Annotated in this window: 14 protein-coding genes, 1 tRNA gene and 4 pseudogenes; 11 read left to right on the top strand and 8 right to left on the bottom strand. The window is 65.8% G+C overall.

Annotated elements, in window-relative coordinates:
- Window positions 1-56 precede the first annotated feature (56 nt).
- The 3 genes from ZAL01S_RS08090 (at window position 57) to ZAL01S_RS08080 (ending at window position 6,136) form a co-directional block, all read left to right on the top strand.
- A complete protein-coding gene (locus ZAL01S_RS08090) occupies window positions 57-4,454 on the top strand; it encodes an AAA family ATPase (RefSeq protein WP_159421653.1) in 4,398 nt (1,465 codons plus the stop codon).
- Between the two features lie 112 nt (window positions 4,455-4,566).
- On the top strand, window positions 4,567-4,806 hold the full coding sequence (locus ZAL01S_RS08085; RefSeq protein ID WP_066082059.1) for a hypothetical protein: 240 nt from the start codon (window positions 4,567-4,569) through the stop codon (window positions 4,804-4,806).
- Window positions 4,799-6,136, top strand: a complete 1,338-nt coding sequence (locus ZAL01S_RS08080; RefSeq protein WP_083523202.1) for an MFS transporter — start codon at window positions 4,799-4,801, stop codon at window positions 6,134-6,136. Before ZAL01S_RS08085 ends, ZAL01S_RS08080 begins: the two co-directional genes overlap by 8 nt.
- A gap of 124 nt (window positions 6,137-6,260) precedes the next feature.
- Here the strand turns inward: ZAL01S_RS08080 and mscL are convergent, their stop codons facing one another.
- The 3 genes from mscL to ZAL01S_RS08065 all read right to left on the bottom strand — a co-directional run bounded on the left by mscL (window position 6,261) and on the right by ZAL01S_RS08065 (window position 7,758).
- Window positions 6,261-6,671 (bottom strand): large conductance mechanosensitive channel protein MscL, encoded by a 411-nt coding sequence (gene mscL, locus ZAL01S_RS08075; RefSeq protein WP_244875373.1) that lies wholly within the window; start codon window positions 6,669-6,671, stop codon window positions 6,261-6,263.
- A 125-nt stretch (window positions 6,672-6,796) separates the two neighbouring features.
- On the bottom strand, window positions 6,797-7,069 hold the full coding sequence (locus ZAL01S_RS08070) for an FmdB family zinc ribbon protein (RefSeq protein ID WP_066082056.1): 273 nt from the start codon (window positions 7,067-7,069) through the stop codon (window positions 6,797-6,799).
- Between the two features lie 92 nt (window positions 7,070-7,161).
- On the bottom strand, window positions 7,162-7,758 hold the full coding sequence (locus tag ZAL01S_RS08065; RefSeq protein ID WP_066082054.1) for a 5-formyltetrahydrofolate cyclo-ligase: 597 nt from the start codon (window positions 7,756-7,758) through the stop codon (window positions 7,162-7,164).
- Window positions 7,759-7,824: 66 nt separating this feature from the next.
- Between ZAL01S_RS08065 and galU the strand changes: the two genes are divergently transcribed.
- The 6 genes from galU to ZAL01S_RS08035 all read left to right on the top strand — a co-directional run bounded on the left by galU (window position 7,825) and on the right by ZAL01S_RS08035 (window position 13,673).
- Entirely contained in the window at window positions 7,825-8,751 is a 927-nt protein-coding gene (gene galU, locus ZAL01S_RS08060; protein ID WP_110467156.1) for a UTP--glucose-1-phosphate uridylyltransferase GalU, read from the top strand.
- A gap of 5 nt (window positions 8,752-8,756) precedes the next feature.
- Window positions 8,757-9,422, top strand: a complete 666-nt coding sequence (locus ZAL01S_RS08055) for a GNAT family N-acetyltransferase (RefSeq protein WP_066082177.1) — start codon at window positions 8,757-8,759, stop codon at window positions 9,420-9,422.
- A gap of 94 nt (window positions 9,423-9,516) precedes the next feature.
- Entirely contained in the window at window positions 9,517-10,518 is a 1,002-nt protein-coding gene (locus tag ZAL01S_RS08050) for a hypothetical protein (RefSeq protein WP_066082050.1), read from the top strand.
- A 223-nt stretch (window positions 10,519-10,741) separates the two neighbouring features.
- Window positions 10,742-12,508, top strand: coding sequence for a hypothetical protein (locus ZAL01S_RS10460; RefSeq protein WP_176572872.1), 1,767 nt, complete (start codon window positions 10,742-10,744; stop codon window positions 12,506-12,508).
- An 89-nt stretch (window positions 12,509-12,597) separates the two neighbouring features.
- Window positions 12,598-13,527, top strand: a complete 930-nt coding sequence (locus ZAL01S_RS10685) for a hypothetical protein (RefSeq protein WP_066082047.1) — start codon at window positions 12,598-12,600, stop codon at window positions 13,525-13,527.
- 73 nt (window positions 13,528-13,600) lie between these two features.
- Window positions 13,601-13,673: transfer RNA gene (locus ZAL01S_RS08035), tRNA-Ala, on the top strand.
- Between the two features lie 144 nt (window positions 13,674-13,817).
- Here the strand turns inward: ZAL01S_RS08035 and ZAL01S_RS08030 are convergent.
- Together ZAL01S_RS08030 and ZAL01S_RS08025 are read right to left on the bottom strand one after the other, a co-directional pair.
- Window positions 13,818-14,798 (bottom strand): annotated as a pseudogene (locus tag ZAL01S_RS08030) (IS481 family transposase); the annotation flags it as partial.
- 86 nt (window positions 14,799-14,884) lie between these two features.
- The gene (locus tag ZAL01S_RS08025; RefSeq protein ID WP_066082175.1) at window positions 14,885-15,400 is read right to left on the bottom strand and encodes a VOC family protein; all 516 of its coding nucleotides are present in this window, start codon (window positions 15,398-15,400) and stop codon (window positions 14,885-14,887) included.
- Between the two features lie 50 nt (window positions 15,401-15,450).
- On the opposite strand from ZAL01S_RS08025, the gene ZAL01S_RS10795 reads away from it, so the two are divergent.
- Window positions 15,451-16,236 (top strand): helix-turn-helix domain-containing protein, encoded by a 786-nt coding sequence (locus ZAL01S_RS10795; protein ID WP_083523200.1) that lies wholly within the window; start codon window positions 15,451-15,453, stop codon window positions 16,234-16,236.
- A 132-nt stretch (window positions 16,237-16,368) separates the two neighbouring features.
- Here the strand turns inward: ZAL01S_RS10795 and ZAL01S_RS10790 are convergent.
- The 3 genes and pseudogenes from ZAL01S_RS10790 to ZAL01S_RS08005 form a co-directional block, all read right to left on the bottom strand.
- A pseudogene (locus tag ZAL01S_RS10790) lies at window positions 16,369-16,782 on the bottom strand (recombinase family protein); the annotation flags it as partial.
- A pseudogene (locus tag ZAL01S_RS08010) lies at window positions 16,767-17,090 on the bottom strand (rRNA adenine N-6-methyltransferase family protein); the annotation flags it as partial. The pseudogenes ZAL01S_RS10790 and ZAL01S_RS08010, both read right to left, overlap by 16 nt.
- A gap of 483 nt (window positions 17,091-17,573) precedes the next feature.
- Complete coding sequence (locus tag ZAL01S_RS08005; RefSeq protein ID WP_083523199.1) at window positions 17,574-19,259, bottom strand: ABC-F family ATP-binding cassette domain-containing protein; 1,686 nt, start codon at window positions 19,257-19,259, stop codon at window positions 17,574-17,576.
- A 260-nt stretch (window positions 19,260-19,519) separates the two neighbouring features.
- On the opposite strand from ZAL01S_RS08005, the pseudogene mobF reads away from it, so the two are divergent.
- Window positions 19,520-22,099: pseudogene (gene mobF / locus ZAL01S_RS08000) on the top strand (MobF family relaxase); the annotation flags it as partial.

Genomic DNA, 22,099 nt, shown 5'->3' with positions numbered 1-22,099 from the left:
CGAAACTCGGGGTCAGTGGGTCGGGAGAGGGCCGCCATCCCCGTACAGTGGCGAGTGTGTGGGGTCTGTTCAAGAAGCGCAGTGCAGAGTCCGACGAGCAGCAGCATGGCTCGTCGGCCGAACAGTCGAGCCAGGATTCGTACTCGACTGAGCCGCTCCCCGATTTTGAACCGGTCCGTCGTCGCCTCGCCGAGCAGGAGAGGCTGAGCGCGAGCGAACTGGATGATGCGAGCGGTGCCGCCGCGGCATCCCGCATCACCAGCCGCGCCATGCACGATGAGATCGACGGTGACGTCACAGAGCTTGATGACCTCAACACCGAGCAGAGCGCGAGCGATTTCGTGACCAGTGCTGTCGCGCAGCGCCAGGCGCGCCGCCGCGCCGAAGAAGAGCGCGCCCAGCAGGACAGCGACGCAGCGGCTGTCGAGCCTGCAGTCGAGGTGCCGAGCGGGCAGGCAGCAGCGGGCGACGCGCCGAATGATGACCGCGTCACCATCCCGAGCGTTCCCAGCCGTGAAGAGATTGACGCGGCGGTCGAAACGATCGCCCAGCAGTGGCTTGACGAGCTCGCCGTCGTTGGCGGAGCTGCTCCGCTGCGCTACTTCTCGGACGAAGCGGGCACCTTCATCGAGCTCACGAGCGCCCACCCGGGCGGCATCGCCATGTTTGCGGCTGGCAAGACCACGCACCTCTCGAACCTCGTCCGTGAGACGCACGCCTTCCGCGAGGCTCGCGATGCCGCAGACCTCATCGCGCAAAAGAGTGTTGAGCTGCTCGCAAGCCGCGCCATGAGCACCGTCCAACTCGCCACCGGTATCGCCGAGTGGACGCACGAGGGCATCCACCACCGCGCCCCGGTCCTCATCCGACCGGTGACGCTCCGTCGCGTCGGCCGCGACTACGAGGTCGCCCTCAAGGGCCGTCAGCACGTGAACCCCTCGCTCGTGCAGCTCCTCGCACGACAGCACGGCATCCGCCTGCACCCGGCCACCATCCTCGAACTGGCGCAGGGGAGCGACTCGTTCCTCCCACAGCAGGTGTTCGAACACGTCCGCCACGAGGGTGCGCACATCTCCGGATTCTCAGTCTCGGCCCGCGCGGTCATCGCGAGCTTTGGGGATGCTGCGGATGCCATGCTCGACGATGCCCGCCTGCCGGAGTCGCTTGACGAAGGCTCGCTCGCGAAGCCCGGCACGAATATCCTCCGCGCACTCGCAGGCGACCCGCGTGCCGTGCACCGCGTCGCAAAGGCCCAGGTCACGCCGGAAGACCGCCCAAGCCCTGACCTGCGCGACCCCGCATCCGAGCGGCTCCTCCTCGACGCCGACACCGAGCAGGAGCGCATCGTGGATGCGATCTCCGCTGGCAACACGATGGCCGTCGAAACCCTCCCCGGCACGGGCCTCACCCAGACGGTCGTGAACTCACTCGGCCAGCTCGTCGCCGACGGCAAGCGTGTGCTCGTCGTGAGCCCCCGCTCCTCGAGCCTCCGCGCCATCCGTCAGCGTCTGCGCGGCGTGGGTCTTGAAGGTCTCGCCGTCACCCCGCGCACGCTTCGCCGTGACGCGATCGCCGCGATTGCCCGCAATGAAAAGGCCGAACGTCCCTCCACGGGTGAGCTCGACGACGCCCTCGTGCGTCTTCGTCACGTGCTCGTCGACTACCGTGCGGCCCTCACGAACGTCGACCCGAGCCTGGGCGTTTCGGCGCTCGACGCGCTCGAAGAGCTCTCGCGCCTCGAACTCATCGACGAACCGCCGGCCACGACCGCACGCATTGACCGTGAAGGCATCGAACGCATCGCGCGCCGTCGCGACGAAGCCGCATCCATGCTCCGCGAACTCGGCGCACTCGGTCAGTTCAAGTACGGGCCGGATGACTCGCCCTGGTACGGTGTCTCCTTCGCCTCGACCGAAGAGACCCGCGAAGCGAAGACCACCGCGAAGCGACTTGCCGAAAGCGAGGTCGCCGAGATCGTCGAACGCGCACGAGAACTCATCTCACGCACGCACCTGCGCCCGGCAGAAACCTTTGCCGAGCTCGGCATCTACCTGCGTCTGCTCGTCGACATTCGCGAAACACTCGACCGCTTCAAGCCGGACGTCTTCGACCGTTCGCTCACGGAGCTCATCAAGGCGACCGGCCCGCGCCGCGACAACGCCGACATGACGAGCCAGCGCCGTCGTCAGCTGCGTCAGCTCGCGCGCGACTACGTGCGTCCTGGCCTGCAGCCGGGTGAACTCCACGAAGCGCTCACGCTCATCCAGCGCCAGCGCATCCTCTGGCACCGCTACGTTGAAGACGGCGCAGCGCCAGAAGTTCCGACCGGTATTGAAGAGGTGCGCGCCGAATACCGTCGCGTCGCCGGTGCGCTGCAGTCGATCGACGGCCCGCTCATGGATGCTGGCCGCTCCTCGCTCGCGAACCTGCCCTTCGACGAACTGTTCGAGCAGCTCGACGAGCTCGCCGCCGAAAGCGAAGTGCTCAACAACCTGCAGGAGCGCCTGCGCATCACCGAGCAGCTTGACGTGCTGGGCCTTGGTGAGCTCGTCCACGACCTCGCCGAACGTCACGTCGCACCAGAACTCGTCGACTCCGAGCTCGAACTCGCCTGGTGGCAGTCGGTGCTCGAAGACCGCCTCAAAGGCGACAAGGCCCTCCTCAACGCGAACACGCGTGTGCTCACTCGCCTCGAGAGCGACTTCCGCGTCGTCGACCAGGCCCATACCGAGTCAAGCGCAGGCCAGCTCGCGTGGAGCCTCGCCGAATCCTGGAAGGTCGCGCTTGTCGACTACCAGGACGAGGCAGAAGCTCTCCGCGGGATGCTCCGCAAGGCGGGCGTCTCCTCGCGCATGCTCGCCACCCACGCGGGCCGCCTCTCCCGCTCGATCACGCCCGTGTGGCTCACGACCCCGTACGACGTGCCGCTCATCTCGGACGACATCGAATTCGACGTCGTCATGATCGTCGACGCGGGCACGGTCTCGGTTGCCGAGGCTGTTGGTGCCATCCGCCGCGGTCGCCAACTCGTCGCCTTCGGTGACCCGGTCACCGAGTTCCCGGCATCCTTCTCGATCGCCGTCGAGCCGAAGGCTCGCGTCGTCGAGGCGCAGGAGGCGAGCAGCGAGGCAGAGCTTCGTGCCCGCGAAGAAGACTCGGTCTTCAACCGCCTCGCACAGGTCGCCCCGGTGTACGCGCTCACGCGCAGCTACCGTGCCGGTGGCGAGGACCTCGCCGAGCTCGTGAACAACCGCTTCTACGAGGGCCGCATCCGTTCCATCCCGTGGGCTGGCACCTTCCTCGGGTACCCGAGCCTCTCGTACTCCTTCGTTGAGGGCGGCACGGGGATGCCGGATGAGATCACCGGCGCCGTCGAATCGCCCGACGCTGAGGTGACCCGCATCATCGAGCTCGTCATCGACCACGCCATCCACCGTCCGCGCGAATCGCTCATGGTCATCACCGCGAGCACCCGCCACGCACGCCGCGTGAACCAGGCCGTGTACTCGCTCGCCGCGAAGCGCCCCGAACTCACGAGCTTCCTCACACACGAGCGTGGCGAACCGTTCGTGGTGACCACACTCGAGCAGGCCTCGGGCCTCTCGCGCGACCGCGTCCTGTTCTCACTCGGCTTCGGCCGCACCCCGCATGGCCGCGTGCTCTCGAGCTTCGGCATCCTGAGCAGTGCACACGGTGAACGGGCGCTCGCCATTGGTATGACGCGCGCCCGTCGCTCGCTCACGATCATCTCGAGCCTTGCGCCAAGCGAATTCGACCCCTCGCGCATGACGCGCGGCACGCTCGGCCTCGCGCAGATTCTCGGCGAGGCAGAAGAGCGCGCGAACGCTGCTGAGCGCCGTGAGCTTGCCGCCCGCACGAGCAGCAACCTCGAGGAAGACGAGCACGCCGCACCGATGCTCCTCGACCTCGCCCGCCGCCTGCACGGCTTCGGGATGCGTGTTGAGCTCGCATACCGCGAGCGAGTGCCGCTGGTTGCCGCCTACGGTGGCCGCGCGATCGCGATCGACACCGATGGCCTGGATGCTGTTGTTGCCGCTGACCGCGAGCCGACCCTCCGCGAGCCGCTGCGCCTTCGCCCCGAACTCCTCAAACGTCTCGGCTGGTACTACATCCGCGTCCACGCCTTCGAACTCTTCGCCGACCCGGATGCTGTCGCTCGACGCATTGCCGTCGCGCTGCAGGTGCCGATCCCGAGCGAGCGTGACGAACTCGACGGTCCGCGCGTGAGCGGCGAACTGCAGCGGGGGAGCGGTCATCTCGAAGCCCGCCCGGATGCTGCAGAGCTGGACGCGCCCGAGAGCGACAAGGTGCGTGAACTCACAGGCCAGGAGCCTGCTGGCGCCACCGCCATGGATGCCGCCCCGCAGGCCGAGGTAGCCGATGACGAGCCCGACCTCAACGACACGAACGCGGTCCCGGGCCCGCCCCGCTAGACGCATCCCGAATCAGGCGATGCCCGTGCGTCCCAGCGACGTCTCGGGCCTCGCCTGACGCGTTTGTCGGCGGTGCATGCAAGAATCTCAGCGGTCGAAGAAAGGGGATCCCATGGCCAAGCCCACCCGGCGGGTGCGTATTCCTGCGGCACCGGGTGTCGACCCGCATCCCGCAGGAGGAGCCCCGTTCGTTGACGGTGCCGAGCTGCGCACTGAATCCCCGAGCGGCGTCAGCGCCTCCGAAGAGCGCGGCGTCGAACTCGACGACGACAGCGTGGAGATCGTTGACGACCACGCATCCCTCGACAACACGTCCCGTCTCGAGGTAGACCGACCCCCGCACTATGCATAGCCGCGGCGAAGCGTCGCCGTACGGCGCTGGCGACGCGCCCGCCCCGTACGAGCCAGAGAGCCGCCTCGATACCCCGACGAGCGAAATCCCCATCATCGCGGGTGCCCACTGCGACAACGACGCCCCCGGTGCCCATCGCGTCGCCGAGAAGGAACGCATCCCCGTCGAGATTTGGATCATCCTCTCGGCAACCTGCTTCATCGCGCTCGGCTTTGGCCTCATCGTGCCCGTACTGCCGCAGTTCGCGGCAAGTTTCGGGGTGACGGCACTCCAGGTGACGATTGTCGTGAGCGCCTTCGCGTTCATGCGTCTCGTTGCGGCGCCCCTCGCGGGCTTCAGTAGCGAACGCTTCGGTGAGCAGCGCGTGTATACGGTGGGCCTGCTCATTGTTGCCGCGTCGAGCATCGCCTCGGCCTTCGCCGCCGACTACTGGCAGCTGCTCATTTTCCGCGCCCTCGGCGGTATCGGCTCTGTCCTCTTTACCGTCGCTTCGGGTGCGCTCGTCATCCGTTTCTCGCCGCCGAGCCTGCGCGGCCGTATCTCCTCCATGTGGGGCGGCGTGTTCCTGCTCGGGTCGGTGGCAGGCCCCGTCATTGGCGGCCTCCTCGGCCAGCTCGGGATGCGAGTGCCGTTCATCGCCTACGGCATCGCACTCATCATCGCCGCCGGCATCATTGCCTTTGCCCTGCATCGGCCCGCGCAACGAAGCGGCAGCGAACCGCAAGAGAAGCTCCCGCCGCTGTCGCTCAAGGCAGTGATCGGCGACTCCGCCTACCGCGCAAGCCTCGTCACGGGGTTTGCCGGTGGATGGGCGAACTTCGGTGTCCGCTCGGCCGTTATCCCGCTCTTCGTTGCAGGCCTCATCTCGGCGGAGCCGTGGGCAGCTGGCACGGTTGTTGCGGTGGGCGCGCTTGGCAACATCCTCTCGCTCGTGGTGGCAGGATCCGCATCCGACCGCCACGGTCGAAAGCCCTACCTTCTGCTCGGCCTCGCCGTTGCCGCGATCGGCTTTGCAGCGGTTCCATTGAGCACCGACCTCGTCATGATCATGCTCGTGTCGCTCGTGTGCGGCATCGGCTCCGGCATGATGGCGCCAGCACTCCAGGCGACGGTGGCGGATGTCATCGGGCGTGAACATTCGGGTGGCCGCGCCCTCGCGACCTTCCAAATGTCGCAGGACATCGGCATGATCCTCGGGCCGATCGTAGCGGGCGCCCTCATCGACGCCTCGGGCTATGGCTGGCCGTTCTGGTCCTCAGCGCTCCTGCTCGCGGTTGCGGCACTCGCGTGGATGCCTGCGCGCGAGACCGTGCGCAAGGCCGCGAACTAGCGATCTCAGCCCCGGCGCGGCCTCGTACCGCTCGCTGTCAGACGCGACGGTTTTGTGCCGTCGATATCGCGCACACAAAAGCGCGGGATGCCAGCTGGCACCCCGCGCTTCGTGGATCGAGAACTTACGCCTGCGGCGTGTTGTTCGCGCGGCCTGCGAGGAGGTCGCGGATCTCGACGAGGAGGTCAGCCTCGGTCGGCTCAACCTCAGCCTCGGCCATCGGGTGGCCGTGCTTCTTGAGGTAAGCGCGCTCCTGGAGCTTGTTCATCGGGAGGACGAGGCAGAAGTAGACAACGGCTGCGATGAGGAGGAACTTGATGACCGCGGCGATGACGAGGCCGATGCCGAAGTTCACGGGGCCGACGGTGAGCGTCGCCTTCGAGATCTCGTCTGCGTTGAAGATGGCGGCAATGAGCGGGTTGAAGATGCCGTCAACAAGAGCAGTGACGATGGCGGTGAACGCGTTACCGATAACGACTGCGACAGCAAGCTCGATGACGTTGCCGCGCATGATGAATTCCTTGAAGCCCTTCACGGGTCTCCTTTCAATGGTGTCCCTCTTGTCGACATGCATGACAAGAGGAGGCCCACAGGGGCCGGTGGGGGAACAGGTGATCGTTCAGACCTTGGGTCGAACCGCTGGGGAACTCAGTCGAGCCGCTATGCAGCGGAGCTCGAACCAATCGATGCAGGGGCGGAGGATGCGCTCGAGCTGGTGCTCGATGCAGCCTTCGTCACGGTGCGGGCAGCACCCGACGACGCTGAGTCGGTGCGGTAGAACCCAGACCCCTTGAACGCGATGCCGACCGCGCTGAACACCTTGCGAAGTCGCTTGCCGCAGGCCGGGCACTCGGTGAGTGCCTCGTCCGTGAACGACTGAACGATGTCGAAGGCTTCCGTGCACTCGGTGCATCGGTAGGAATACGTGGGCATGCCCCTCCTCGGCTGAACGTGTTGCATCCTAACGAGCGAGCATTCACACTGCTTGTACCTTGAACGGTTCGCCGGGAAACACTGGGTGACGTTTAGCGGTCCTCGGTGAGGGGGAGGGGGATGACACGAGTCGGGGTGATGACGCCGTCCACCGGCATGTCGTGGATCTCTGAGGGCAGGCTCGGCACGAATTCGTCATCGTGCACGATCGCCCAGATGGGTGGACGCTGTTCCATCGAGCCGAGGGTCTTGTCGTAGAAACCGCGGCCCCAACCAAGGCGTGTGCCGTCGTGGGCGACAGCAGCGGCGGGGACGAGGAGGAGGTCAACGCGGTTGATGGCGATCGGGCCAAGGATTTCGCCGACCGCTTCCGGGAACCCCCACTGGTGAGTGCGCTCCGAGACGCCGTCCGAGAGCGTCCAGTCGAGGAGTCCGTCGTCGCGCGTGATGGGGAGGAGCACATCCACCTCGTGCTCGAGCGCCCACTTCAGGAAGTGGCGCGTGTTCGGCTCAAACTCGCTCGAGAGGTAGCAAGCGACGCGGCGTGCGTCGGTCTGGGTAAGCAGCTCTTGAATCTGAAGGGAAATGCCCTCGCCAGCCTGCGAGGCGCCAATGGCACCCTGCGCCTGGCGGCGTTGTCGCACATCGGCGCGGATGGCGCGCTTCTCATTGACCTCGGGGTCAGTCATGCCTCCAGCCTACGATGTCGGAGATATTCTGTTGGCTCGATTCATCGGCGCGATAGCATGTCAGCTATGCCTGCTAGTCGTCTCACGAAGGCCGTTATTCCCGCCGCTGGCCTCGGCACGCGCTTCCTTCCCGCGACGAAGGCGATGCCGAAGGAAATGCTGCCGGTGGTCGACCGGCCGGCGATCCAGTACGTCGTTGAAGAGGCAGTACGCGCGGGCCTTGCGGATGTCCTCATGATCACGGGCCGAAACAAGAACGCGCTCGAGAACCACTTTGACCGTGTCACCGAACTCGAGGCGCTCCTTGAGTCGCGCGGCGATCTCGCGAAGCTTTCGCGCGTGAACGAGTCGACCGACCTCGCCGACCTCCACTACGTCCGCCAGGGCGACCCGAAGGGCCTTGGTCATGCGGTGCTGCGTGCACACATGCACGTGGGCAACGAGCCGTTTGCGGTGCTGCTCGGCGACGACCTTATCGACGAGAAGGAGCACCTCCTCGAGCGTATGGTCGAGGTGCAGGAGCGCGGCAACGTCACCGCCATTGCCCTCATGGAGGTCGAACCCGAGCAGATTTCCTCGTACGGCTGCGCGGTTGTGGAGCCGATCGGTGGCGTCTTCGAGGGTGAAGAGGACCTCGTTCGTGTGACGGGTCTCGTGGAGAAGCCGAAGGCCTCGGAAGCGCCCTCGAATCTTGCGATCATCGGCCGCTACGTCCTTCGCCCCGAGATTTTCGATGTGCTTCGTGAGACGAAGCCCGGCCGCGGCGGCGAGATCCAGCTCACCGACGCGCTCAATGTGCTCGCTCGCGACGAATCGATTGCCGGTGGCGTTGTCGGCGTCATCTTCCGTGGACGCCGCTATGACACGGGCGACAAGCTCGGTTACATCCAGGCCATCGTCGAACTCGCCACGGCGCACCCCGAGCTGTCCGAGAAGCTCAAATCATGGCTCGCGGAGTTCGTCGCTGGCGGCTTCGGCGAAGCAGGGAAGTAGTCATCATCCGCACCCCCGGCTTCGTTCCCACACTCCGCGACGGGGGCCTCACCCTCCGACCCGTGCGACTTCGGGATGCGAGAGAACTCGAAGGGGTGCTGCTCGCGCACCGCGAATGGCTGCAGCCTTGGGAAGCGAGCAACCCGCAGGGGAGTGGCGCCTGGAATATTCGCGCCGGGATCAAGAACCTGCTCGAACAGGCACGCAACTATCAGAGCCTGCCGTTTCTGCTCGAGTTCGAGGGGCGGATCGTTGGCCAGCTCACGGTGTCGAGCATGCTGTACGGGGCGATGTCGTCGGCCACGCTCGGCTACTGGGTGAGCCCGGATGCTGCCGGGCGAGGCCTTGCCCCGACTGCCGTCGCCCTTGCCACGGACTACTGCTTCCAAGAACTTGGCATGCACCGGATGGAAATCTGCATCCGCCCCGAGAATGCGAAGTCGCTTCGAGTGGTCGAGAAACTTGGCTTCCGGTACGAGGGGCTTCGGCGGCGCTACATCCATATTGACGGAGACTGGCGAGATCACGTCTGTTTCGCGGTCCTTGCGGAAGAGGTGCCGCAGGGTGTGCTCGCCAGGTGGCGGCAAGGCTTCGCGGATGAGCGGCTGGCGCAGATTCGCGAAGCCGATGCGGCGCTCCTGTCGGAGCCGTGGCGCCCTGGTGGGCTGTAAATTCTTGTATCTCAGGCGATCTTCACGTTTGTCACACGAGACACACCCGTGACAATGCGTCTCGTGACCTTGCGTGCCGCCTACCGTTGCAGCTATGGGGTTTACTGGCGCGAGCAGCATTGTCATCGCCCTGGCCGTCGGCCTGTGGCTGTGCTACGCCGTGCCCACGTGGCTGCGGCGTCAAAATGAAGTTGCCGTCGAGCGGAACGCGCTTCGACTGCAGCAGACGATTCGTGTGCTCGCCGAGTCATCCGAAACCCCTGACCAGCCTTCGGTGCACCACAGCAACAGCCGTTTCGCCAGCGTGGAGCGCCCCCGTCTGAAGCGCCACCACGACGCCGTTGCTCCGGTTGGGCTTGACGCGGACGCTCGAGCCGCCAAGCAGCTTCGCCGCGGACGCCTGCTCTCGACCGCAGTGCTTGCGCTTGGTCTCATCGGTGCAGGCATTGGTGGGTGGATCGCGACCTCCGTCTCGAACTGGTGGATGCTCGCCATCTCGCTGCTCGCGATCGCTGGCGCGATCATGATGTTGCAGCGCCTGCAGCACGTCGCAGAGGGTCGTCGCGCTCGCCGCGCCCAGCAGGCGGCAACCTCCGCCGTTGTGGCTGAGCGTCGCGCGCACGCGCTCCCCGAAGAGGTCCTGAGCTTTGACGCCGTCACCGAGCAGCCGGCCGTTGCCGAGCCTGAGAAGGCACTCGTTGGCTGGACGCCGACCCCGCTGCCGAAGCCGCTCTACCTGAGCCGCGACCTTGGTGACGGCCCCGATGGGGGACCGGACGGGGATGGTCCCCGCGTTGAGCGCGACCACATGGCCGAACTCATGGCGGCCGTCCGCCGCTCTGAAGAGGCGATTCGTGAGGCGCACCGCGGTGCAGGCGTCGCCACCTTCGGTGCCATGGAGGCGATCACCGTCCCGGATGACCGTCCGCTCGTTCGCGAGCCGCAGGGTGCCGAGGCTGCTTCGGCCACGCTTCGTGCGGTTGACGCAGCGCCCGAGGCAGCTCCGTCGCGCTGGGCATCGATGGGCGTCCTGGGCGAGATCGAACCCGAATTTGACGACCTGTCCCAGGTGCTGCGTCGTCGCCGCGCGAGCTAGCACGACCCGCTCTGCATGCCACATTGTTCCTGAGTGTTCGGTCGATGTTTGATCTCGCTTAGGTGACGGATTTCCACTCGGCAGGATTCTCCGGGGTAGCCTGAAGGGCACCTCTTTTCGGGGTGTTCGTGTGTTGTGCGTAGATTCGCCAACCGAGTGTTCCCGATTGACGAAGGAGTGCTGCCACCGAAAGGCTGGCGGCTCGATGCCTATGGCAAATTCGATGAGCGACAACGTGGCCGACGGCTACGGCTCCTTCGGCGAGCCTCAATCGAGCAGCACGGTGACCGCTTCGAAGCTCCCGTGCGACCGCCGCGATGCCTACCGCATTGTCGAATCGATTGACATCGAGCTCGAGGAACTTGGCGAGGCAGCCGAGGACTCTCAGCGTGGGCGACTCCTGAAGGCTCGCCGTCGTTTCTGGGTCAGCCTGCTTGGCGTGCTCCCGATCGTCGGCGTTCACCGTGCATACGTTGAGTCGACTGCGGCGGCTACCCTCGGCGCGACCGCCGTCCCCTCAGGGATGTCGTTCGAACGCGTGGCCACGTCCGGTGGTTCGGTCCGTCTGCTCGGCCGTCCCGCAGCTCCGGTGACGGAGGCTGCAGCACCCGCGGATGCCGCGATTCCCGCTGCGTTTGTCCAGCCGCGCCGTCGCCGTCAGCGCATCGGCGCCGTGGCCGCCGTGGCCGTTGGCGTCGCTGCGGTCGGTGCGATCGTCGTGCCTTCGGTGGCATCTGGGCCGCAGGCTGCGCACACGAGCGTCGTGTCGGGGAGTGAACAGCCCGGCCACAGCACGGCCGCTGCCTCGGCTCAGGCCAACCTCTCGCAGGCTGTTTCGCAGGCCATCCCGGCGGAAGTCACCGCCGATCTCACCTCGATGCAGGATGCCTACTCGGTGTCGTATGGCCTGGCGTCCTCGGCGACCGGCTCGAAGATGGGTGACCTCATCGTCGCTGTCGTGCTGGCCACGCAGGCTGGCGACGCCACGAAGGCGAGCGACGGCATGGCAGAGGCTCGCAAGTACTTTGTCGAGGGCTACGCCGACGAGTTCGCGAAGAACGCGAGCATTCTGCGTGAGTCGTACACGTCCGCGAGCAAGTCCTCGCTGACGACGCTTGACCGTGAGCTCACCGACCTCGAGAAGGCAATTGATGGTGGCGTTGCCTCGGTGAACAAGGTGTCGTCGGCGATCACGAAGACGACGTCGGCGCTTGTCAAGGCTCAGCACGAGCACCTCGCGAACGGTGGCACGATGACCACGCCCGAGGAGCTCCAGGTGACGCCGGTGAGTCCGCCGCCCGTGAGCTGGCCGGGTATGGAACTCCCGACGCGCCCGCAGAACGAGCTTGCGGCGCCCGCGATTGTTCCTCCCGAGGTGACGGTTCCTGAGGCTGAGGCGCCGGTACCGACAGATCCGTCGAAGCCTGGAGACGGTGATGACCAGGGCAACGACAACGGCGGGGACGACGGCGAGGGCAACCCGCCGACGACGCCCACGCCGACGCCTGGCCCCACGGAACAGCCGACCCCGACACCGGTCCCCACTGACGTGCCAACTCCGGCCCCGACGCCGGTTCCGACGGAGACGTCGACTCCGGCACCTGTTCCGACAGAGACCCCTGCCCCGACGCCTGTGGCCGCGCCGGATGTTCCGACGCCTCGCGTCGACAACAATCCCTTCGACGCAAACGGCCCCTGGCATGATCCGGCTTCCGCGCCGGCCCCCGAACAGCCCGTCGTGAGCGAGGCTCCCGCACCGGTTGACACGACCTCGCCGGACATGGGGACGATGGCGCCTGTACCGGACTACGGCACCGTCACGATCACCTACAGCGTGCATGTCGATGCCGACCCGGCAACGCTTAGCCCTGAAACCGGTCCTGGCGTTGCGCCGAGTGAACAGGCCGAAGCTGCACTGGTGTCCAATGTGGCCCGTATCAACACCGAGACGGCGACCCCTGTCACGAACGACATCACCACCTCGCAGTAGCGCGCGAAGCGTGTGGGGCTCGGAGCCCCTGATGGATGATCGTTTAAGCTGCACGCACCCACGTTCTTTGGTGCTCGAGGAGGCCAGCCATGCCGAAGCGTGATCTTCAGGATCCGTTCGCGTCCGTTGAGGATGCGAATCCGATCCAGATCCCGGCCGGAGTGTTCCGCGCGGGCGGGCCGACCGAGCGCACGGGTTCGACGAATGCTCGAAGCGCAGGCAGCGGCATGCTGAACGCCTGGCGTGCCTCGTCGTCGAAGCAGCGGATGGGTTGGCTCACGGCGGCGCTGCTCGTGCTGCTGCTTGTTGTGGTCATCCCGAGCGGCATCGCGATGTTTGGTTCGGTGCGCAAGGCGCAGCTTGAGGCTGAGGCGAATGCTGCCAAGGCCCCGACGGTTGTCGTCATGACGCCGGAAGCACAGGCTGTGCAGGACAAAATCGACACGATCGACGTGGCGTATCTCATGTCGAACACGGTGGGTGACAAGAAGCAGTCGGAGGAAATGGGCAAGCTCCTCACCGAAGCGAAGCAGCTCGTGCTCAATAATGACGCGGCTGGTGCGGAAGCGAAGTACCAGGAGGCCCTCAAGTACTTCATTGGTACGTACTCGCAGGGTCTTGCTGGGGTGGTTGAGTCGTGGATCAGTGAGTACTGGGGTGTGAACTGGGAGACCGAGGAGCGTCTTCGTGAGCTCGCCAGCACGATTCAGGTGAACGCTGACGGGCACGATCTTGAAGCACTCTCGGCGGCGGTGATTGAGCTTCCGCAGCAGCTGGGTAATGCGAAGGCTCAGCACCTGCAGTCGTTCGAGTCGTACGTGCCGCCAGCTCCCGTCCAGACGCCGAAGCCGACCGAGACGCCGAAGCCGACCGAGACGCCGAAGCCGACCGAGACGCCGAAGCCGACCGAGGAAGCGAAGCCGTCGGTGCAGCCGAAGCCGAGCACCGACAGTGGCAAGCCCGGCAACGGCAAGCCGGACAAGCCGAATGGCGGCTTCACGAACGGCAACAACGGCTAGCCGACGCTGCGGGGATTCGAGCAGCGGGCATTGTGCGGATGCGCTTTGCCGCGCTATGCTAGATCTTCGCTAAGGGCCTATGGCGCAGTTGGTAGCGCGTCTCGTTCGCAATGAGAAGGTCGGGGGTTCGAATCCCCCTAGGTCCACAAACGAAAGGCCCCGTCAGGGGCCTTTCTTGTTTGTGGGACAAGCACCGATGAGAACCCCCTTGGGTGGGCCCCGAACGCTGGAGGCTCCGCGCGCTGCGGAGCAGCGTGTGGAGGGGCGTTTGGGAGTCGAATCCCCCAGGTGTAGTGACCGGGGACGTTGGTCAAGCGGGTGATGGGTGGCTTGTTGCCGCAAGCTGAGTGGGGCCTGTGGTGATTTTAGAAGTGGATCCAGCCAGCCAGGGCATCGCGCCGTTCCTGTTCGGAGCTGTAGCAGCGGGCGTATGCCCATCCGTCGGCCAGGGGGCGGTGAAATCTCTCGATCTTGCCGTTGGTCTGAGGACGATACGGCCGCGTGCGCTTGTGCTTGATCCCGAGCTCGGCACAGGTGTCTCGCCACAGGTGTGAGCGGTAGGCTCCACCGTTGTCGGACAGGACCCGTTCGACGGTGACGCCACGGGTGTTGAACCACTCGACGGCCCGGACGAGGACGGCTGTCGCTGTGAGGGCGGTTTCGTCGTCGTGGATCTCGGCGTAGGCGACGCGGGAGTGGTCGTCGATGACGGTGTGGACGTAGGCCTTGCCAACCAACGGGTCGCGGTACTTGTTCTTGGGCTTGCCTGGTGTGGCTGAGCGGTTCTTCTCGCCTTGGCGTCGGCCGACGTAGCGCCAGCCTCCGCCGTCAGGGATGTTGCCCAGCTTCTTCACATCAACGTGCAGCATCGCGCCAGGATGGTCATGCTCGTAGCGACGAATGGGCTCACCGGTGGCGCGGTCGACATGCGACAGCCGGTTCAGATGGGCGTCGGTCAGGATCCGGTGGACTGTCGACGGAGCGATCCCGAGCTGGCAGGCCAACTGCACGGGTCCTTCTCGCAGTCGAAGCCGGAGCTGGATGCAGCGCTTCGTCGTCGCTGGGCTCGTCTTGTTGGGTGAGTGATGCGGTCGTGAGGAGCGGTCCTGCATGGACTGGCCGGTCCGGTAGCGGTCGGCCCAGCGCCTCACGGCTGGCCAGGAGACCTGGAACCGGGCAGCAACCTCGCTGATCGGTCTTCCATCGTCAACTACCAAGCGGGCAACGAGCAGCCGGTGGCGCGGAGTCAGCGCAGCGTTGGGGTGGGACATGGGCGTCCTCCAAGGTGTGATGGGCGGCCACCTCGCGGTGACCGCCCATCACAAGCTTTTCGCCGCGGAGCATCCGGCCAGGGCTGTCAGTTGTTCTGGTTGCTCATTTCCTCGGCCCAAGCATCGACCCGGCGAGCTGATTCCTCATCGCTGAGGTCCTCGATGCGCGTCATCACCGACCACCGGATCCCGAACGGATCGCGGATGCTCCCGTAGCGGTCGCCGGAGACAAAACCCGTCACAGCCTCGCGCTGCACAGCGCCACGAGCGACTGCGGTCTCAACGACCCTGTCCACGTCCGAGACGTAGATGCCAAGGGAGAACTGCGCGTCTTCGGCCTCCGGGTCCAGCGCCAGCAGATGATAGTCCTTCATCGCCGGCCCCAGCTGGAGGCGACCACATCCGAAGTCGAGCTCGGCATGGATGATCATCCCCTCCATCTCGGTGGAGTTCACCACGCGCGCGCCGAACACGTCCGTGTAGAACGCCAACGCCGCCTTGGGATCTTCGAGCGCGACGAACGGAGTCAGGCTGGAGAATCCCTTCGGACGGCCGTTGTCGGTGTACTCGCCATGTGCAGGGGCAACTGGTTCATTCGTCATGACCTCCACGCTAGGGACTGGTGGCGCGGGTGGTCTTGTAGATTCCTGCCATGACCACGCTGCTTGACGTCAGTGGACGGGGCCCATTGTTCCCGGCGGAACTTCCCTTCGATTTCGCCCGGGTCCCACCCGGCCCCGCGGCCAAGGACTTGGTGGCCTGGTGGTGGACCTCCACGTGGGACCTCCCCTCGGGGCACCACTCGTCGCAAGAACTTCTAGCCTTCCCCGCGAGCAACCTCGCCTTCGAAATGAACCAGGTGCGCTTCTGGGGACCCACCACCCGGCGCTCCACACGAGTCCTGGTCGGGCAGGGCTGGGTGCTTGGCGCCCTGTTACGTCCGGCAGCAGTGCCCGCCTTCACTCAACAACCGGCAGCCTGCCGTGACGATTCTGTCCCTGTCTCCGCCCTCAAAGTCCACGAAACAGTTCAGGCATCAGACACTAATCTCGCCGAGGTCGTTGGAACGGTCGAGATTTGGCTTGCAAACCACGTGGGTCCGTTGACCGATGAAGCTCACCAAGCCAACCGCTTGGCCGACCTCGCCATCACCGACTCCAACATCGCCACGGTGCAAGACCTCGCGGACGCCTTGGGGGTCTCGACCCGGACGGTCAACCGCCTAACTACCAAGTACGTGGGCCTATCGCCCTACACCATGATCCGCCGACGCCGCCTCCAAGAAGCGACCGAATGGATCCGTCGCCACCCTAGTGAAGCGCTGGCCGATGTCGCAGTCCGCTACGGCTTCGTTGACCAAGCGCACCTGAGTCGTGAAGCACGAACTCTCCTCGGATTGACCCTCACGGACTACCGCTTGCGCACGATCAGAACGTGACGAGACCCTCCCTGCCTCAATCAACGTCCCCGGTCGGTACACTACGAGCTGGTCGAATACGTCGTTGAGGATCTTCCGGACGTGCTCAGCCTGGGTCTGGGTCAGGGAGTTGCGCTGGTAGGTGCGTTCGATCTCCGCTTCGGCGCGTTCGGCGAGGATCGCGGAGCGGGTGCAGTTGGTGGTTTTGCGGCGTCGTCCGGAGCAGGTGAAGTACTCGTAGCGGTCCCCGGTCTTGTCGCGGGGGCGTTCGATCATGAGCTTGGCTCCGCAGGCGCAGTACAGGGTGCCTTTGAGGTAGTGGTCGTACTTCTGGGGTCGTTCGCCGCGGGTGTTGTTGGTGTCCAGGTTGGTCTGGACGCGCAGCCACGTGTCCGCGTCGACGAGGGGCTGGTGGGTGCCGTCGTAGGTGCCCCCGCGGAAGGTGACGGTGCCCTGGTAGTAGGGGTTGGTGAGGATCTTGTGCAGCCCGGTGGTGGTGACTAGCTTGGCCGGCTGGGAGCGCCGCGCGACCCCCCCATTGCACGAGCACCGATTGCATCGGTCCATACCGGGGCGTGCAGGATGCGTCGCAGCATGGCCGTGGTCTGGTGAAACGGCAGGTTCCCGACGAGCACATGCGCCGATGTTGGAAGCCGGTAGTCCAGGGAGTCGTCGGCGACGACCTCCACGTGCGACGGCAACCGCTCGGCCAGGCGTTGGGCGAGCCGGGTGTCGATCTCGACGGCTGTCACCGGTCGCCCGAGCTGGGCCAGCGGGGTGGTGAGTGATCCGTCACCGGGGCCGATCTCGATGATCGGGCCATCGGTGGCGGCCACGAGCCGGGTCATCGTGGCAATGATGGATGGGCCAGTCAGGAAGTTCTGGCCGTGCTCATGACGGGCGCTTCGATAGATAGGCACTGTTTGCTACGTGGTTGTTGCGGAGCCGGGCACGCTGAAAGAGCCGCCCGGCCGTGATCACCGGGGCGGGAGCAACAATCTGTGGAGGGTGCCCGCCGCTGTTAGCGGCTGCGCAGACGCAGCGAAGCAGTGCCGTAGAACAACATGCCCACCGGCGTAGCGTAGGTGACCCTGCTGCCGGTCAGCGACTCAATATCCCGTCTCTGCCCAAAGACGCGGAGATCCGTATCAATGATGGCCAGTACGAATCCCGAGCTAACCCACGGCCACAGAGCCTCGACAGATCTGCCACGCCTCTTGCAGATCGAGGTTGGGAGGCTGCCAGCTCACCTGTGTGGCGACCAGGTGGGGTTGACTCGGGGTGGCGATGCTGACTCTGTTGACGTGCTACTGCGCCGACGCGGGCACCTTGCGTCTCGACTTGGTGGACTGTGATTGTCATCCTGTTTCGGGCAGCGTCAACCGCTGGCCTTTCCATCGTTTGCGCAGCCATCGGTCGTGTGATGCAACGACGACAGTGCCAGGGTATTGGGCGAGTGCGTATTCGAGCGCGGTGACGAGGCTGAGCGACAAGTGGTTGGTCGGCTCATCCAGCAGCAGGATCTCTGGGGGGTCAGCCAGGAGTACCGCGAGGGCAAGGCGACGCTTTTGGCCGACGCTGAGTTCCTGCACGCATCGATTGTGGTCTCGACCAGCAACCAGTCCGAAGGTGCCCAGCGGCACTCGTGCCGCACGTTCCATGCCGACCAGATCCGTGTAGGCGTCGAGTGCGGTGCGAGCCGGACCTCGATCGAAGGGGTCAGGTAGGGTGGTCTCTTGCGCAAGCAGCCCTACGCGGTCGACCGGTGCGCGAGTGACCTGCCCGCTACTGGGTTCCAGCGTGCCTGCGAGCAGGCCGAGCAAGGTCGATTTGCCCGACCCGTTCGGGCCGGTTATGAGCCACTTCTCGCCTCGGCTGATGCTGAGCGACGTGGCCGGGAGCCGATTTTTCAGCGTTACGTTGACGGTGGTGAGCACGGGTTCAAGGGCGCCGATGGCACGCGGGGCGCCAGCAACGGTGAGCCCTTGGAATTCGAGTTCCCGTGGCGGCTTCCGGATCTGACGGTCTTCAAGGTCCGTCAGGCGTGCGCGAGCGTCGTTGACGCGGCGAGACACGACCTGCGCGTTGCGATCAGCGTAAAACTTCTGTGCCCCGCGTACCTCGGTACGCGGGCGCCAATCCGAGTGCCCCACCGTCTGCTGTTCCTTCACCGCGGCACGAAGCCGGGAAAGCTCGGCCTGTTCATCGCGATACTGCCGTTCCCACCTCTGCCGTGCTTCAGCTCGTGCGGTCAGGTAGTCGCTGTAGCTGCCTGTGAAGCGGGTGAGGCCGATCCCGGTTCCCGCGCCGTCGTGCACCAGCGGCCCCGCGACCGCGTGCGGGAGTGGCGAGGGGTCGAGATCGAGCAGTGACGTGACCGTCTCATCGAGAAAGGCCCGATCGTGACTGGCGATCAGTAGCGGACCCCGCCACGCCGTGAGCACGTTGACGAGATAGGCGGTCGCGGCATCATCGAGGTGATTTGTCGGCTCATCCAGCAGCAGCACATCCGGTGCACTTAGCAGCAGCCACGCTAGGGCGAGCCGAGCTCGCTGCCCTCCGGAGAGCGCTCCTACAAGCCGGCGGCGGTCGATGTCCCCGAGCCCGAGACCAGCCAGCATGCCGGAAATCCTCGCGTCGATCTCCCACGCTCCAAGGCGCTCGGCCGTCTCTAAAGCACGTGCGTAGTCGTCGGCCATTACAGGATCGTCGGGGCGGTCCGCAAAGGCGACGCCGAGCCTGCTGACCTCTTCGGCGGCACGACGAGACGGCGCGACCGCGGTCTCGATAGCATTATCGATGGTCTCGGTAGCAGAGAATGGGTGCTCCTGATGGAGCAGCCCGAACACCGGCGCATCGGCATCCGGCGCATTTACGGTAACCGTTCCCGATGCCGGCTCCAAGACTCCGGCGATCGCCTTCAGCAACGTCGACTTACCCGACCCGTTTTCCCCGATGAGTCCTACTCGGGCACCGGCAGGCACGACGAACGACACATCTGTGAGGACCCGCCGATCAGGATAGGAGAACGAGAGACCCTCCACCCGTAGATGCGAGCCCGCGGCAGTGAACGACGATGAAGTAAGTACATGAGACATGAGCAAGATCCCGAAGACGTGACTAAACCTGCCGGGCAGACGGCCTCGGACGCAGATCAGGGAAACGCTCAAATGCTCACGGATCCAGTCTACCGAATCTTGTCATCGGAGCAACCAAGTGGGATGCCGATTGGGTACGGAGCACTCGACGCCTACTCCGGTGCCCGGCGGTTCAAAAGGCCACTGGTCTGGCTCACCTGCTGAGTATGACGGTGTCGATGCGGGTGATGTCGGCTGGTGACGGCTATAGGTACCTGCTGCGCACCGTGGTGGCTGGTGATGGTGACCGGTCGCTGTCGACTCCGCTGACCCGCTACTACGCCGAGGCTGGAACCCCACCTGGATGCTGGCTCGGCTCCGGCGTCACCGCTCTGGGACATGGTGAACTCACCTCTGACGCCCAAGTGTCGGAAGAACAGCTTCGGCTTCTGGGTGGTATGGGGCGGGACCCGATCACGGGTGACCCGCTGGGGTGGGCGTATCCGGTGTGCCGCTCGACGGCGGAGCGGGTCGCGGACCGTGTCGCGCAACTGGACTCTGCCTTGGGGACGGTGGCGCGGGAACGCTCCGTTGCGCAGATTGAGGCGGAGGAGGCTGCGCGGGGGTCGCGGCGTGCGGTGGCGGGGTTTGATTTCACGTTCAGTGTGCCGAAGTCAGCATCGGTGTTGTGGGCGGTTGCGGACGCGGGGACACAGACGTTGATTGCGCAAGCCCATCATGAGGCGGTTGCGGCCGTGGTTGCGTTCATGGAGTGCGAAGTAGCAGCCACCCGCACGGGCGCAACCGCGGGCGATGGCGCGGTTGCACAGGTCGACGTCACCGGGCTCATCGCGACGGCGTTCGATCACTTCGACTCCCGCGCCGGGGACCCGCACTTGCACACGCATGTGGTGATCAGCAACAAGGCCCAAACGGTGTTGGATGGGAAGTGGCGGAGTCTGGATGGGCGTCCGATGCATGCCGCGGTGGTCGCGTTGTCAGAGCTGCACGAGGCCGTGTTCGCCAATCACATGACCCGCACCTTCGGCGTGAGCTGGGAGGCGCGGGAGATGGGCCGGGACCGGAACCCGTCATGGGCGGTCACCGACGTCCCCGAACAACTGGTGGCGGAGTTCTCGACCCGGTCGCGGCACATCAACGAGGCGACCGACGCGCTGATTGCTGACTACGTGACCCAGCATGGCAGGCGCCCGTCGCCGGCGACCATCATGAAACTGCGCGCCCAGGCCACGCTCGCGACGCGTCCGGAGAAACAGGTCCGCTCGCTTGCGGAGCTGACAGCCGAGTGGCGCACCCGAGCCAGCCAGCAGCTCGGTATGGATGCCACCGTGTGGGCGCGGAGCGTCACCGGCGGTGGTCGCCAGATGCTGTTGCGGGCTGATGATGTGCCGTTGGATCTGATCGGGCAGGTGGGGTGCTCGGTGGTTGAGGTGGTCGGTGAGAAGCGTTCGACGTGGCGGCGCTGGAACCTGATGGCCGAAGCCGCCCGCCAGACGATGGGGTAGCGGTTCGCGACCGTCGAGGACCGCGAAGCCATCACCGCGATGGTTGCCGACGCTGCCGAGCAGGCCTCCCTGCGCCTGGCCCCACCCGAGCTAGCGGTGAGCCCGGTGGAGTTCCGCCGCCCCGATGGCACCTCGGTGTTTCGGCCGAAGCACTCGACCGAGTTCTCCTCCGACACCCTCCTCGCCGCCGAAGACCGCCTCCTGCAACGGGCCCGCACCACCACCGGCCCGAGCATCGACCTCGCCACCGTCGAGACCATCACGAGCAAGCCCGATGCCGAGGGGCGGGTGCTCGGTCCCGACCAGGCGGCAGCTTTGGCGTCGGTTGCCGTCTCGGGCCGGGTGGTGGATGTGTTGGTGGGGCCGGCGGGAGCCGGGAAGACGACCGCGATGAACGCCTTGCGCCGGGCATGGGAGGCCTCGCATGGTACTGGGTCGGTGGTGGGGCTGGCGCCGTCGGCGGTGGCGGCGCAGGTGCTGGCCGATGATCTGGGGATCGCCACGGAGAATACGGCGAAGTGGTGGACCACCCGCCAATGCACCGGCGCCAGCTTCAAGGCCGGGCAGCTGGTCATCATCGACGAAGCCTCCCTCGCAGGCACCCTCTCGCTCGACCGGATCACGCAGGCAGCTGAAGAGGCCGGGGCGAAAGTGCTGCTGGTCGGTGACTACGCCCAGCTCCAGTCCGTCGACGCTGGCGGGTGTTCAGCCTGGTGATCCACGACCGTGACGATGCTCCCGAGCTGGTCGATGTCCACCGCTTCATGCATGCTTGGGAGAAGACCGCGTCCCTGGAACTGCGGCACGGCCGCACTCCGGTCATCGACACCTACCTGGCACAGGATCGCATCCATGACGGTGACGCCGAGGTCATGACCGATGCCGCCTACGCCGCCTGGCGCCACGACCGCCAGGCGGGGTTGGCGTCGGTGGTGATCGCCGAAACCCGCGAGAACGTCACCGCCCTCAACATCCGCGCCCGCGCCGACCTCATCCTCGACGGCACGCTGAAGCCCGGCCCCGAAATCACCCTGTCCGACGGATCGGCAGCGGGCGTGGGTGACACGATCATCACCCGCCGCAACGACCGGAGGCTACGGAACCGGCACGGCTGGGTCCGCAACGGCCAAACCTGGACCATCACCGCCGTACGTGACGACGGGTTGGTCACGATCCGCCCACCCGGGGCCCGGTTGGGCAACAGCATCGTCGTGCCCGCCGACTACGTGGCTGAGCACGTCGACCTCGGCTACGCCGTCACCGCCCATCGCGCCCAAGGCC

Origin of the sequence: [Zimmermannella] alba NBRC 15616 (genome assembly GCF_001570905.1) — a bacterium.
GTDB classification, from domain to species: domain Bacteria; phylum Actinomycetota; class Actinomycetes; order Actinomycetales; family Microbacteriaceae; genus Pseudoclavibacter; species Pseudoclavibacter albus.
This window is presented reverse-complemented; position numbering and strand designations above follow the sequence as displayed.